A 13,092-nucleotide genomic window follows, 5' to 3' on the forward strand; every position below is an offset into this window, starting at 1 on the left:
CATGTGCGTCGTTTGCGGGTGTTCGAATTCGGGGGCTACGGCCGAACCGTCGTCGAAGGGCGACCTGCACTTCGGACTTGGCGCCGCACGCGTGTCGGTGCCTGGCATGGGCGCCGAGCGCGCCATCAAGCTCGAGGCCGACGTGCTGGGCGCCAACAACGCCATCGCCACGCACAACCGCGCGCATTTCGCGGCCCATGGCGTGACGGCCTACAACCTGGTCTCCAGCCCCGGCTCGGGCAAGACCACGCTGCTGTGCGCGACGATCGAGGCGCTCAAGCAGCGCGCCGACGCCCCGGCGCTGGCGGTGATCGAAGGCGACCAGCAGACCACGCACGACGCCGACCGCATCCGCGCCACCGGCGCGCCGGCCGTCCAGGTCAACACCGGCAAGGGCTGCCACCTCGACGCCGAGATGGTGGCCGCCGCCTTCGCGCGCCTGCCGCTGCACGACGCCCCGGGCGGCGGCCTGCTCTTCATCGAGAACGTGGGCAATCTGGTCTGCCCCGCGATGTGGGACCTGGGCGAACGCGCCAAGGTGGCCATCCTCTCCGTCACCGAGGGCGAGGACAAGCCGCTGAAGTACCCCGACATGTTCGCTGCCGCCACGCTGATGGTGCTCAACAAGGTGGACCTGCTGCCGCACCTGGACTTCGACGTGGCACGCTGCATCGCCTACGCGCAGCGCGTGAACCCGGGCATCGAGGTGCTGCTGGTCTCGGCACGCAGCGGCCAGGGCATGGACGCCTGGATCGACTGGCTGCTGGAGGACCGGGCCGCGGCAACGGCGCACGACCACGACCAACCGCATGGGCATGGGCATGGGCATCCGCACGGTCATGGCCACCCCCACGACCACGTCCACGGATGACCACCACCCTACCCCGCCCTGCGCCGGCGCGCGTGCTCGCCGCCGGCGCCTGGCTGAAGAACGCGGCCTGCCGGGTCGATGGCCACGCGGTGCGCTGGTCGCCGCTGCACGGCGACCTGGGCACGCCCGAGGCCTGCCGGGCCCTGCAGGCCTCGCTGCGCGCCCTGGCCGCCGATGGCCCGCTGGACGCCATCGCGCACGACCTGCACCCGGACTTCGAGAGCACCCGCCTGGCCCAGGCCCTGGCCGCCGAACTCGGCGTGCCCGCGGTGCCGGTGCAGCACCACCACGCGCACCTGGCGGTGGTGCAGGCCGAGGTGGCGCCGGACGAACCGCTGATCGGCCTGGCGCTGGACGGCGTGGGCCTGGGCACCGACGGCACCGCCTGGGGTGGAGAACTGCTGTGGGTGCACGGCGCACGGTGGCAGCGGCTCGGGCACCTGGGCACGCTGGTGCTGCCGGGCGGCGATCTGGCCGCGCGTGAACCCTGGCGCATGGCCGCGGCGCTGCTGCACGCGCTGGGCCGCTCCGACGAGATCGTGCCGCGCCTGGCCCCGCGCGTGGGCGCGCCGCTGGCGCACGGCGTGCAGGCGATGCTGGCGCGCGGCCTGAATTGCCCGGCCACCACCGGCGCCGGGCGCTGGTTCGACGCCGCCGCAGGGCTGCTGGGCTTCAGCGACCGGCAGGCCCAGGAGGCGGAGGCCGCGATCACGCTCGAACGCGCGGCCACCGAGTGGCTGGCCGAACATGCCGACCCCGCGCTGCCCGACACCGGCCTGGACCTGACGGCGCTGGGCCACGCGCTGGCCGACGTGCGCCACCCGGCCGAAGGGGCCGCGATCTTCCACCTGACCTTGGCGCGCACGCTGGCCCGCGCCACGGTGGTGGCCGCACGCGCGCATGGCGTGAGCGTGGTCGCGCTGGGCGGCGGCTGCTTCTTCAACCGGCTGCTGACACAGCGGCTCACGGACGCGCTGCGGGCAGCGGAGCTGGCGGTGCACCTGCCGCAGGCCGACCGCGGCGATGCCGGCCTGGCCCTGGGCCAGGCCTGGGTGGCCGCCCACGCCATGGCCACCGGCCACGACACCGAACCGATGGAGACCACCGCATGTGCCTAGCCTTGCCCGCGCGCATCGTCGCGCTCGACGGCGATGACGCCACCGTGGACCTGGGCGGCGTGCGCAAGGGCGTCAGCATCGCCCTCACGCCTGGCGTGGCGGTGGGCGACTACGTGATCGTGCACGTGGGCCACGCCATCGGCGTGGTCGATCCCGAGGAAGCACAGCGCACGCTGGCCCTGTTCGCCGAGCTGGCCGCGATGGAGGACAAGCCAGCATGAAATACGTCGACGAGTTCCGTGACGGCGACCTGGCGCGCGGCCTGGCCGCGCGCATCGCCGCCGAGGTTCGGCCCGACCGCCGCTACGCCTTCATGGAGTTCTGCGGGGGCCACACGCACGCCATCTCGCGCTACGGCATCGCCGAACTGCTGCCGCCGGCCATCCGCATGATCCACGGCCCAGGCTGCCCGGTGTGCGTGCTGCCCATCGGCCGCATCGACCAGGCCATTGGCATGGCCCTGGAGCGCAACGCCATCGTCTGCACCTACGGCGACACGATGCGCGTGCCGGCCTCCAGCCAGTTGAGCCTGATGAAGGCCAAGGCACGCGGCGGCGACATCCGCATGGTGTATTCCGGCGCCGACGCGCTGAAGATCGCGCGCGCGAACCCGCAGCGCGAGGTGGTCTTCTTCGCCATCGGCTTCGAGACCACCACACCGCCCACCGCGCTGGTGATCCTGCAGGCCGAGAAGGAAGAGCTCGCCAACTTCAGCGTGCTGTGCTGCCACGTGCTGACGCCCAGCGCCATCACGCACATCCTGGAGTCCGAGGAGGTGCGCAAGTTCGGCACCGTGCCCATCGACGGCTTCGTCGGCCCGGCGCACGTGAGCATCGTCATCGGCAGCGGCCCCTACGAGCACTTTGCCGACGAATACCGCAAGCCGGTGGTGATCGCCGGCTTCGAGCCGCTGGACGTGATGCAGGCCATCCTGATGCTGGTGCGCCAGGTCAACGACGGCCGCGCCGAGGTGGAAAACCAGTTCGCCCGTGCCGTCACGCGCGAGGGCAACCGCGCCGCGCAGGCCGCGGTGCAGCAGGTGTTCGAACTGCGCGAGCGCTTCGAGTGGCGTGGCCTGGGCGAGGTGCCGTACTCGGCGCTGAAGATCCGCAGCGCGTTCGCCACCTTCGACGCCGAGCGCCGTTTCGGCCTGCACTACACGCCGGTGCCCGACCACAAGGCCTGCGAATGCGGCGCCATCCTGCGCGGCGTGAAGCACCCGCGCGACTGCAAGCTCTTCGGCAACGTCTGCACGCCGGAGAACCCGGTGGGCTCGTGCATGGTGTCCAGCGAAGGTGCCTGCGCGGCGCACTACGCGTACGGCCGGTTCCGGGACGTGGCCATCGTCGCGGAGGCCACGTGATCAAGAAGGACTACGTCCGCCCGCTGGACCTGAAGCACGGCCGCATCGACATGAACCACGGCGCCGGCGGCCGCGCGTCGGCGCAGCTGGTCGACGAGGTCTTCGCCCGCGCCTTCGACAACCCGCTGCTGCGCCCCGGCAACGACGGCGCGGTGATGGCGCCGCCGCCGGATCTGCTGGAAGGCGGCCGGCTGGTGATGGCCTGCGACGGGCACGTGGTCTCGCCGCTGTTCTTCGCCGGCGGCGACCTGGGCTGCCTGGCGGTGCACGGCACGGTCAACGACGTGGCGATGATGGGCGCGCGCCCGCTGTGGCTGTCGGCCAGCTTCATCCTCGAGGAAGGCTTCCCGCTGGCCGACCTGAAGCGCCTGGTGGATTCGATGGCTGCCGCCGCGCGCGAGGCCGGCGTGGCCATCGTCACCGGCGACACCAAGGTCGTCGAGCAGGGCAAGGGCGACGGCTGCTTCGTGGCCACCACCGGCGTCGGCGTGGTGCCGCGCGGCGTGGACGTCGGCGGCGCCAACGCACGGCCAGGCGACGTGCTGCTGCTCTCGGGCTCCATCGGCGAGCACGGCGTGGCGGTGCTGTCCACGCGCGAATCGCTGGCGTTCGACGCGCCGGTGGCGTCGGACACCGCCGCACTGCACGGCCTGGTGGCGGCGATGCTTGCCGCCGCGCCGCCGGGCACCGTGCGCGTGATGCGCGATCCCACGCGCGGCGGCCTGGGCACCACGCTCAACGAGATCGCGCGGCAGTCCGGCGTGGGCATCGTGCTGGACGAGGCGTCGATCCCGGTGCAGCCGGCCGTGGAGGCCGCCTGCGAACTGCTGGGCCTGGACGTGCTGTACCTCGCCAACGAAGGCAAGCTGGTCGCCGTGGTGGCGCCGGAAGCTGCCGACGCGGTGCTGGCGGCCATGCGCGCGCATCCCCTGGGTGGCCAGGCCGTGAAGATCGGCACCGTGCAGGCCGACGAACACCGTTTCGTGCAGATGCACACCCGCTTCGGCGGCAAGCGCATCGTCGACTGGCTCAGCGGCGAGCCGCTGCCGCGGATCTGCTGACATGAGGCCCCCAGCTCGCTCACGCTCGCGGCCCCCCAGGGTGCGCTCAGCGCCTTCGGGCGGCCGGGCGCCGCTGAGTTGCGAGTGCTCCTGCGGTGCCACGCCTTCAACGGCCTCGCACGGCGCCTGTTCGTCGAGCTGCGTGCCGCCGGCCACGCGGTCTCGGTGGAGCTGGACATCGCCGACGCCGTCGCCGAAGAAGTGATGGCGCGCTGGCCGCCTGATGTGGTGCTGGCGCCCCTCCTGAAGCGGCGCATCACGGAGTCGGCATGGTCGAGCGTGCTGTGCGGGTTGGTGCACCCCGGGTCACCGGGCGACCCCGGCCAGCTGATGCAGGTGACGATGAACTTGGTGCAGAACGCCGCCGATGCCACCGCCGAACGTGGCGGCCGGCTCACCGTGACCCTGCGCGACGACCCGGCCGCAGGCCAGGTGAGCGCCGAGTTCGCGGACGACGGCCCCGGCATCGTCGAGCAGCATAGTGGCACGCTGCCGGCCGCCAACCCGCCCGAGGGCGGCGCGGTGTTCACGCCGACGCTGCCGCGAGCAGCGGACCCAGCCAGCGACCGAGCCCCGGATCGGCCGCCACCGCGCGCAGGCAGCGCGCCGGGTGACCGCTGACACCGGCGCTGCCCAGCAGGCTGGCGGCCATGCGCTGCCGCAGGCGGGTGCGGGCCTGCAGCAGCCAGTCCGGCACCGCATCGTCGTCGCCGGCATCGGCCAGCAGGGGGCCGCGCCACAGGTCCAGCGCGGCGTTCCATTGCACGGCCACGGGCGGCCCGTTGGCCGACGAGCCCGCGCACACCGCAGCGTCGATGAGCGACAGCCGTCGCTCCAGCGCCGCCCGGTCCAGCCAGACGTGCTGCGGGTCCAGCCGCAGCCGCCGTTCGGCCAGGCGAAGCGCGGCCGCATCGCCGATCAGCCGCCGCAGGCGCGCGAGTGTGGTCTCCAGGGCCTTGTCGCGGCCTTCACGACCTTCGCCGGGCCACAGGGCCTGCGCCAGCGTTTCGGCGGGCATTGGCGCCAGCCCGGCCTCGGCGGCCAGGCGGCTCAGCAGTTCGATCGGCTTGAGGGCCGCCCGGCCGCCTTGGGTTGCAGCGTCGCCGTCGCCCGCCCGCTGCCAGGTGAAGCCCCCGAGCACCTGCAGCCGCAATGGCCAGGGCCAGGCGTCGGGCCAGCAAGGCTCGGGCGGCGGCAGCGCGCGCGAGGTGATGGCCGCGTGCACCCAGTCGGGTTCGATGCCGGCTTCCAGCGCACGCGCCCACAGTCGGGCCACGACGGCGGGCAGCAGGGCCAGCACGCCGGTCCAGTCGAGTGCACGCAGGCGCTGCACCGTGGTCTCCAGCGCGGCATCCTGGTCGGCGTCCCAGCGGCCGGCGCGATCGTCCCGGGCCAGCGTGAACAGGCGCGCCAGCAGGGCAACGCGCTGCTGCAGGCGCGGCGGCATCGGCACCGCGGCCAGCTCACACACCAGCGCCACGGCGTCGTCGACGGCGCCCTGCCCCAGCAGCGCATAGGCCTCGTTGACGCGATAGGTGACGGTGTAGGCCGGTGTCGCCCCGGCCTGCCGGGCCAGCCCGTCGCACAGGCGGGCCTGGTGCAGCGCAGAGACCGGATCGCCCTGGGCCAGCGCGGCGCGGGCACGGATGTCGGCCAGATCCGCCCACCACAGCGGGGCGCCACCCGGCACCAGGCGCGCGGCGACGGCCTCCGCCTGCAGCAGCGCCTCGGCGGGCCGCGCCCGTGACAGTGCCAACCGCGCCTGCTTGAGCGAGACGACGATGACTAGGCCCGGATCGCCCGCCGTCGCCGCCAGTGCGGCGGCCTCGTCGAGCAGTTCGCCGACCTGGACGAAGCGACCGAAGGCCTCGTGGTGCCATGCCGACGCGATGCGCCAGTGCACGCGGGCCCAGGCGGGTGCCTGTGCGTCGGCGGCGGCGGCACGTGCACTCAGGCGCGCGAACGGCGCGTCCAGTCCGTGGCGCTCGCACCATTCACCGGCGGCCGTGCACCACGCCAGCACGGCCTCGGGCGACGCGCGGTCGAGCGCCGTGTCGGCCTCGCCGGCCAGCAGTACGCCGATCCAGGACACGATGCCCGCGGCCCCAGAGGGCAGAGGCAGTCCGAAGCCCTCCGCGATGGCCCATGCCGCGGCCAGCCAGAGGCCATCGTCGTCGTCGATGCGGGTGGGCCACCGCAGCCGCAGGGCGGCGTCCGTGCAGGCGCCGTAGTCGGTGGCCTGAAGGTGCGCACGCACCAGACGACGGGCGGCTGCGGCGCCGGGATCGTCGGGCGGTCGTGCGGGCGGTGGCATCACAGGGCGCGGAACGGCGTCATTGTGGGTCATCCGTGGGTGGCCGGCCGCCACGTGCTCAGGCAACCTCGAGGCCGAACTACCCAACGAACGAGGAACTTCACCATGGCCCGCACCTGCGCTGCCCCTGCCCGACGCACAGCGATGCGCCTCCTGGGCGCTGCCCTGTTCGCCTGCGGCCTGCTGGCCGGCAACGGTGTGGCCCACGCTGCCGGCTTTTCGGCCCGCACCGGCACGCTCAGCGGCTTTGGTGACGTCGACAACACGCTCTGGCCCGACGAGGCCGTGGCCCACAGCGAAGGCTTCAATGGCTCGGGCCACGGCTACATCGCCGACGCGCTGGCAGCACCGGACCGGCTGCAGGTGCGGTCCTACAGCCTCTTCGGCGGCACGGTCGCCATCGGCGAAACCTCGCTGCTCGCCGGCGACATCGTGATCGCATCGACCGGCGGCGCCGCGTCCACCGTCGAACTGGGCTTCAGCCCCTGGCTCCGAGGCCTCGTCGACTACCGCGGCTCCGGCAACGCCAACGGCACGCTGCTGGCCGGGTGGACGCTGACGCAGGGTGCGCAGAGCGCGGGCGTCCACGTCAACCAGCCGGTGCAGAAGGACCGCACCGCCGATGGCCAGCCGCTGCCGACGCCGGCCGACGTATTCAACCTGCCGATGGCCGGCAGCCTGACCGTCGAGGTCGGCGTGCCCTTCAGGCTGGCGGCCTACCTCGAACTGCGTGGGGTCGGCGACTCGGCCTTCGGCTTCTACGGCGGTGGCGGGTTCGACGGCGACTTTCTCACCGGCGAGCACGGTCTGCGCTTCGACCCCAATGCGTTTTTCGCACTGCCGGTGGGCTACACCGCCCACAGCGCGGCCCTGGGCTTGGAGGACAACCGGCTGCTGGGCTACGCCGCGCCGATCCCGGAGCCCGGGCGCTGGGCGCTGATGGCCCTGGGCCTGGGCGTGCTGTTGAACGCCAGGCGTCGCCAGCGGGCACACCAGGCGGCATCGGCTTCGGCGTGAACAAGGCGCATGCCGCGGTTCAGCCGGCCGGCACCGGATTGAGCACGAAGTCGAACTCGACGAGGTAGCTGCCGTCGGGCTGTGGCCGCCAGTCGGCGATCAGCGACTGGCGCACGCCGAAGACGGCGTCGCTGTCCAGGTAGGGGTCGTCGCGGCGGAAGACGTGGGTGGTCAGCGTCTCATAGCCCGGCGCCTCGATCAGGAAGTGCAGGTGCGCCGGGCGCCAGGGGTGGCGGCCGAGGGCCTGCAGCAGCCGGCCCACCGGGCCGTCGTGCGGGATCGCGTAGGGCATGGCCAGGATGGAGCGGAAGTGGAAGCGGCCTTCGCCATCGGCCGTGAAGATGCCGCGGGCCTGCGCGTGGTCCAGCCCCGGGTGCTGCACGTCGTAGAGGCCATCGGCGTCGGACTGCCAGACGTCCAACTGCGCCCCAGGCACCGGCTCGCCGCCCACGCCGCGCACGGTGCCCCGCACCAGACACGGCACGCCCCGCGCCCCGTTGGCGATGTCGGCGCCGAGCGGGTACCGCGGGGCGCCGTCGACGTGGAAGGGGCCGAATACCGTGGCCTCCGTGCAGCCCGCGGGCTTGCGGTGGTTCAGTGCCACCGTCAGCATCGACAGGCCCAGCACGTCCGACAGCAGGATGAATTCCTGCCGCTGGTCGCTGGTGATGTGGCCGCACTCCGTGAGGAAGGCGATGGCCTGTTCCCACTCCGCCTCGGTCAGCGACACCTCGCGCGCGAAGTCGTGCAGGTGGTGGACCAGGCTGTCCATGATCTGCCGCAGCCGGGCATCGGGCGCCTGCGCGTGGCGCGCCAGCACGGCGGTGGTGAGGGTGTCGGCGTCCAGGTTTCGCATCGTCGTCTCCGTGTGCGGCCCGAAGCGGCCGGTTCAGGGGGCGGTGTGGCCGTCGCCGGTGACCCGCGCCAGCACGGCGCCGGCATCGTCGCACGCGGTGCCGCGCCAGGCGACGACCTGGTCCGGCCGGATCAGGGCCAGTGGGGCTTCGTACAGCGCCGCCAGCGACGGTGCGGCATGCCGCACCACGCGCAGGTCGAGGCTGCGCTGCCGTGCGGCGTCTTCGAAAGCCGACGTCTGCGCCGCATCCGGCGCGTCGGGGCCCAGCGCCAGCAGCGTCCACTCGGCGTGGAAGCTGTCGTACAGCGAGCGCCCGTCGTCCAGCCACGCATGCGGTGGCCGGCCGCCGGGGCTGGCGGTGGGCGTGTAGGTGTTCGGCTCGTCGGGCGGCAGCACGGCGCCGTCGTGCACGATGACGGGCGAGGTGTCGTAGCGCCCACCGAAGGTGACGCCGGGGATGTTGAACTCCAGCCGGGCGTGGCGGTCCAGGTGCTCTGACGCGAGGGCGCGTGCCTGAACGCCGCGTTCGCTGTCCTCGTCCAGCTCGGGTTGGGCCACGAACAGGCCCACGGAGTCGGCGAAGTGCCGCGCGTGGCGCGTGTTGCGCTCGGCCAGCGGCAGGCGTTCGGCCTCGTAGCTGTCCAGCAGCGCCGGCCCGGCCGCGCCGCGCACGGCAGCGGCCAGCTTCCAGGCCAGGTTCACCGCGTCCTCCACCGCCGTGTTGTAGCCCAGCCCGCCGGTGGGCGTGAACAGGTGGGCGGCATCCCCCGCGAGGAACACCCGACCCTGCCGGAAGCGCTGCGCCACCAGCGCGTGGCCCGCCAGCCAGGTGCCCATCGACAGGATCTCGATGGGCACCTCGGCGCCCACCGCCTCGGCGAACACACGGCGCGCGTCGGCCTCCGCCCAGTTGTCGGCGTCCTCGCCCGGCCGCAGCGCGGCATGGAAGGCGTACTCCGAGACACCGTCCACCGACGCCATGAAGGCCCGCCGCGTGGCATTGACCGCCACGACCATCCACGCCGGGGGATGGCGCATGACCGATCCGAAGGCGTGCGCGCGCAGGTACACGGCAAACATCTTGCCGCCCATGAACTCGCGCTGGATGCCCGTCTCGCCGCCCCAGGTGATGCCCAACTGCCGCCGTACCCCGCTGCGTGCGCCGTCGGCGCCCACCAGGAAGGCAGCGCGCACGTGCTGCGCCGGCCCGCCGGCGGTGGGCCGGATCGTGGCCTGCACCGCCGCGCCGGTGTCGTCGAACGACTCCAGCGTCCAGCCGTAGCGCACGTCGACCGAGGCCTGCCGCTGCGCGTGGCGGCGCAGTACCGGCTCGACGAACTTCTGCGACACGCGGTGCGGCAGTTCGGCCGCGCTCCAGGACCCGGTCATCGACTTGATCCGGACCACCGCCTCCGCCGCCGTGGGCAGGCGGATGCGGGCCAGTTCGTGCCGGGCGTAGTGGGTGAAGTAGGCGATGTCGGTGGGATGGTCCGGCGGCAGGCCCAGCGCACGCACCTCGTGCGCGAAACCCAGGCGGCGGAAGTGCTCCATCGTGCGCGCCTGCGTGGCGTTGGCCTGCGGGTTGAAGGCCGTGTCCGGCTTGGCGTCGACCAGCAGGCAACGGATGCCGCGCCGGCCGAGCTCGATGGCCAGCATCAGGCCGCAGGGTCCGCCGCCCACGATCAGGACGTCCGTCTCCGCGGCGGGCGGAAGCGCGCCGGATACGGGGGCACCTGGGTCGGGCATCGCTGGACTGTGCCGCAGATCGCGGGATACTTAGGTTACCTAAGCATAGCCGGCCCTCCGTTGCCCAGGCCGCCGTGGATAACCCGAACGATCCTGCCCGCTACGCCTGGCGCCGTGCCAACGCGGGCCGCGTGCTCAGCCGTGCGCTGCACCGCTTCGAGGCGCGCGTGCTGGACCTGATGCGCGAGGCCGGGCATGCCGAGCTCCGGCGGTCGCAGGTGAACCTGACGCGCCACCTGGACACCGACGGCACCCGCATCACCGAACTGGCCCGCCGCGCCGCGATGACCAACGCCGCGATGACGGAACTGATCGACCAGTGCACCGCCTGCGGCCTGGTGGAGCGCCTGGCAGATCCTCGCGATCGACGGGCTCGGATCGTGCGTTTCACCCCGGCCGGCCTGGCCTGGCTGGACGCCTTCGGCGTGGCGGTGGCGCAGGCGCAGCAGGAAATGGCCGACGAGGTGGGGCCGGAGGCACTGCGCCGGATGCTACGGGCGCTTGGGCGCTATGCGGGTGGGGATGAGGGGGCGTGACTGCGCCGACCGGTTGACGGCTGGATCCGCGATGGGCTGGGTGTCTGCGGTGCAGGGTTTCCGGTCGCCCGACGAAGACAGCCGGGCTCACGCTGACCGCCGCATCGCGACCCATGAGGTGGCTGGCCTCACGCCGAGCGGCCGTCGTCGAGCGCTGCGCACCCCTGAGGCTGTCCATCCGAAGGCGCGGTGCCAGCGGCCCATCCGATTTGTCGTGCCTCACCGCCCAAGGCGGCAGGCACCATAACGACAGCCTGCCGCGGTTCACGGATGACGCTTCCACCGCCCCGACCGTCTATCACCTTCGCTTTCGCGCAGCAAGCAATGCCCACTGCCCGTGACTCGGCCATGCCGTTGACTGAAGCGGGGAGCCTCCACATCGTAGCGATCCCTCCATGCCGCGACCGTGCCACCCATGACCGTCACACAGTTGATCGACCAGGTCCGCCGCCAGGTGCCTGACGGTGCAGCGTTGGGGACGCGCTTCAAGGCCAGTGCGATCGTCCGCTGGTCTGGCCGTGCGCACGAGGTCGCCGTCGCGGCACGCATGGATGCGCACGGCCTACGGCGCGAGCAGTTCTGGTGCGATGGCGTTCGCGTGGAGCACGCCGTGCTGCTTCGACTGACCTGTCCGGAAGGCGAGTGCCCGCACGTCCTCCAGGTGCGCGCCCAATGGGAGGCGTTCAGGCGCAAGGGGAAGGCGACCGCCGCACGGACGCCACCGACACCTCGCCCCCTGATCTCGGAAGCCACCATCTGCGTCGGCGGACAGCACTTTGTCGTAAGGCCGGCGCGCTTCCCCTGCTTCACGCCGTGCCCGAACGGTGCGCATCCCGCGATGACCCTCGAGAAGGCCGGCTTCGATCTCTTCGACGCCGACGGATGCGTCGGTGGCGGCATCGCGGAGTCCAGTGGCTACCGACGCCCGAGGCTGCCTGACACCGGCGCCGTCGAAGCCTACGTGCTCGGCCGCCACCTCGAGGCCCTGGCCGTGGTGAACCAGGCTCGGGACTCGTCGCGCGCCAGACCGGGTCCGACACCGGGACAGGCCTGAGTCGTGGCGCCTCCGAGGCCCGGGGCCTTTAGTGCGCCAGGCGTCCGGTGGGCGGCCATCCACTGACCCGGGTTCCCAGCAGCAGGCCGTGGCTGGCCAGGGCCGCCTTGATCTCGTTGAGGCACTTGCGGCCGAGGTTGGGAGTCCTCAGCAGTTCGATTTCGGTGCGCTGGATGAGATCGCCGACCCGATGGATGTGCTCCGCCCTCAGGCAGTTGGACGCACGGACACTCAGCCCGAGCTCGTCGATGCCGCGGAGCAACCCGTCAAGCTGGTGTGTGGGGGCGCGTCCAGCGCCGTCATCGCCCGCCGCAGCCGCTGGCGTGCACGCACCCGGATCCATGAACGGATCGAGTTGGTGCCGAAGAACCCTCGCGGCCTGCTGGAGGGCCTCGAACGGGGTCAAGGCGCCTGTCGTCTCGATCTCCAGGACGAGACGGTCCAGGCCCGCCTGTGCCCCGACGCGTACCGGCTCGACGTGGTAGGTGACCCGGCGCACCGGAGAGAACGAGGCATCCAGCCGGATGACGGAGCCTGGCAACGCCGGGCCTGTGCGGCCGGGCGTGGACACCGCGCGATAGCCGCGTCCCGACTCGACCGTGATCGTCATGTCCAGCGCAGCGCCCGCGGACAGCTCGGCGATCACCAGGGTCGGGTTGACCACCGTCACACCCGACGGGGCGAGCAAGTCGCCCGCGCGCAGGCGTGCCGGGCCCTTGGCGTGCAATGACAGCACGCCCTCCTGACGACCGTCCATCCGAACGACCACGCCCTTGAGGCCGAGCACCAGACGCGCCACATCCTCGCCAAGACCACTCGGCGTGGTCATCTCGTGAGCCGTCCGGGCGATGGTCACCTGGGTGGGCGCACAGCCTGGCAGCGACGACAGCAGGACCCGCCGCAGGGCGGCCCCCAAGGTGGCCCCTTGGCCACCGTCGAGTGGCGCGAGCGCGATTCGGGTGCAGTGGGCACCGAGTTCCGCCACCTGCGCGACCGTGGGCGCTGGCAGTAGCGGGAGAACATTCAAGGCATTGGCGATCATGCGGACCTCCGAGGTTCGACCGAACAAGCGACGATCGCACCGCCCTGTGCCGGACAGTTCCGGAACAGGCACGGTGCGATCGACCGCTTGCACGATCGCCCGGTGCCCGGAGTG

The 13,092-nt window shown here is 72.5% G+C and carries 13 protein-coding genes; 9 read left to right on the forward strand and 4 right to left on the reverse strand.

From position 1 onward, the window contains the following. The first annotated feature begins 1 nt into the window (after position 1). From hypB to ENE75_RS17540, 6 genes are all read left to right on the forward strand, one after another. Positions 2–871 carry a hydrogenase nickel incorporation protein HypB gene (gene hypB, locus ENE75_RS17515; RefSeq protein ID WP_128199618.1) on the forward strand — a complete coding sequence of 290 codons (870 nt, stop codon included), beginning with the start codon at positions 2–4 and terminating at the stop codon, positions 869–871. Continuing rightward, complete coding sequence (locus ENE75_RS17520) at positions 868–1,989, forward strand: Kae1-like domain-containing protein (protein WP_128199619.1); 1,122 nt, start codon at positions 868–870, stop codon at positions 1,987–1,989. Before hypB ends, ENE75_RS17520 begins: the two co-directional genes overlap by 4 nt. Next, on the forward strand, positions 1,980–2,210 hold the full coding sequence (locus tag ENE75_RS17525) for a HypC/HybG/HupF family hydrogenase formation chaperone (RefSeq protein WP_128199620.1): 231 nt from the start codon (positions 1,980–1,982) through the stop codon (positions 2,208–2,210). Before ENE75_RS17520 ends, ENE75_RS17525 begins: the two co-directional genes overlap by 10 nt. Beyond that, positions 2,207–3,352, forward strand: coding sequence for a hydrogenase formation protein HypD (gene hypD, locus ENE75_RS17530; protein ID WP_128199621.1), 1,146 nt, complete (start codon positions 2,207–2,209; stop codon positions 3,350–3,352). The genes ENE75_RS17525 and hypD overlap by 4 nt, the downstream gene beginning before the upstream one ends. A 50-nt stretch (positions 3,353–3,402) precedes the next feature. Then, the gene (gene hypE / locus ENE75_RS17535) at positions 3,403–4,413 is read left to right on the forward strand and encodes a hydrogenase expression/formation protein HypE (RefSeq protein WP_128199737.1); all 1,011 of its coding nucleotides are present in this window, start codon (positions 3,403–3,405) and stop codon (positions 4,411–4,413) included. Between the two features lie 84 nt (positions 4,414–4,497). Beyond that, the gene (locus tag ENE75_RS17540; protein ID WP_128199622.1) at positions 4,498–5,034 is read left to right on the forward strand and encodes an ATP-binding protein; all 537 of its coding nucleotides are present in this window, start codon (positions 4,498–4,500) and stop codon (positions 5,032–5,034) included. Here ENE75_RS17540 and ENE75_RS17545 read toward each other — a convergent pair. Continuing rightward, positions 4,940–6,670 (reverse strand): AfsR/SARP family transcriptional regulator, encoded by a 1,731-nt coding sequence (locus tag ENE75_RS17545; protein WP_128199623.1) that lies wholly within the window; start codon positions 6,668–6,670, stop codon positions 4,940–4,942. The two genes, ENE75_RS17540 and ENE75_RS17545, sit on opposite strands and share 95 nt — an antisense overlap. Positions 6,671–6,871: 201 nt before the next feature. Here ENE75_RS17545 and ENE75_RS17550 point away from each other — a divergent pair, with 201 nt between their 5' ends. Then, complete coding sequence (locus ENE75_RS17550) at positions 6,872–7,744, forward strand: PEP-CTERM sorting domain-containing protein (protein ID WP_158288989.1); 873 nt, start codon at positions 6,872–6,874, stop codon at positions 7,742–7,744. A gap of 19 nt (positions 7,745–7,763) precedes the next feature. On the opposite strand, the gene ENE75_RS17555 is transcribed toward ENE75_RS17550, so the two are convergent. Together ENE75_RS17555 and ENE75_RS17560 are read right to left on the reverse strand one after the other, a co-directional pair. Beyond that, on the reverse strand, positions 7,764–8,600 hold the full coding sequence (locus ENE75_RS17555; protein WP_128199625.1) for an intradiol ring-cleavage dioxygenase: 837 nt from the start codon (positions 8,598–8,600) through the stop codon (positions 7,764–7,766). 33 nt (positions 8,601–8,633) lie between these two features. Further along, positions 8,634–10,346: an FAD-dependent oxidoreductase gene (locus tag ENE75_RS17560; RefSeq protein ID WP_128199626.1), complete on the reverse strand. Its 1,713-nt coding sequence runs from the start codon at positions 10,344–10,346 to the stop codon at positions 8,634–8,636. A gap of 74 nt (positions 10,347–10,420) precedes the next feature. Between ENE75_RS17560 and ENE75_RS17565 the strand changes: the two genes are divergently transcribed. After that, positions 10,421–10,882, forward strand: coding sequence for a MarR family winged helix-turn-helix transcriptional regulator (locus ENE75_RS17565; RefSeq protein ID WP_233259150.1), 462 nt, complete (start codon positions 10,421–10,423; stop codon positions 10,880–10,882). Positions 10,883–11,297: 415 nt separating this feature from the next. Next, positions 11,298–11,936: a hypothetical protein gene (locus ENE75_RS17570; protein ID WP_128199627.1), complete on the forward strand. Its 639-nt coding sequence runs from the start codon at positions 11,298–11,300 to the stop codon at positions 11,934–11,936. 28 nt (positions 11,937–11,964) lie between these two features. Here the strand turns inward: ENE75_RS17570 and ENE75_RS17575 are convergent, their stop codons facing one another. Continuing rightward, entirely contained in the window at positions 11,965–12,978 is a 1,014-nt protein-coding gene (locus ENE75_RS17575) for a DNA-directed RNA polymerase subunit alpha (protein ID WP_128199628.1), read from the reverse strand. Positions 12,979–13,092: the final 114 nt, after the last annotated feature.

The organism is Rubrivivax albus, from assembly GCF_004016515.1.
Lineage (GTDB): Bacteria > Pseudomonadota > Gammaproteobacteria > Burkholderiales > Burkholderiaceae_C > Rubrivivax > Rubrivivax albus.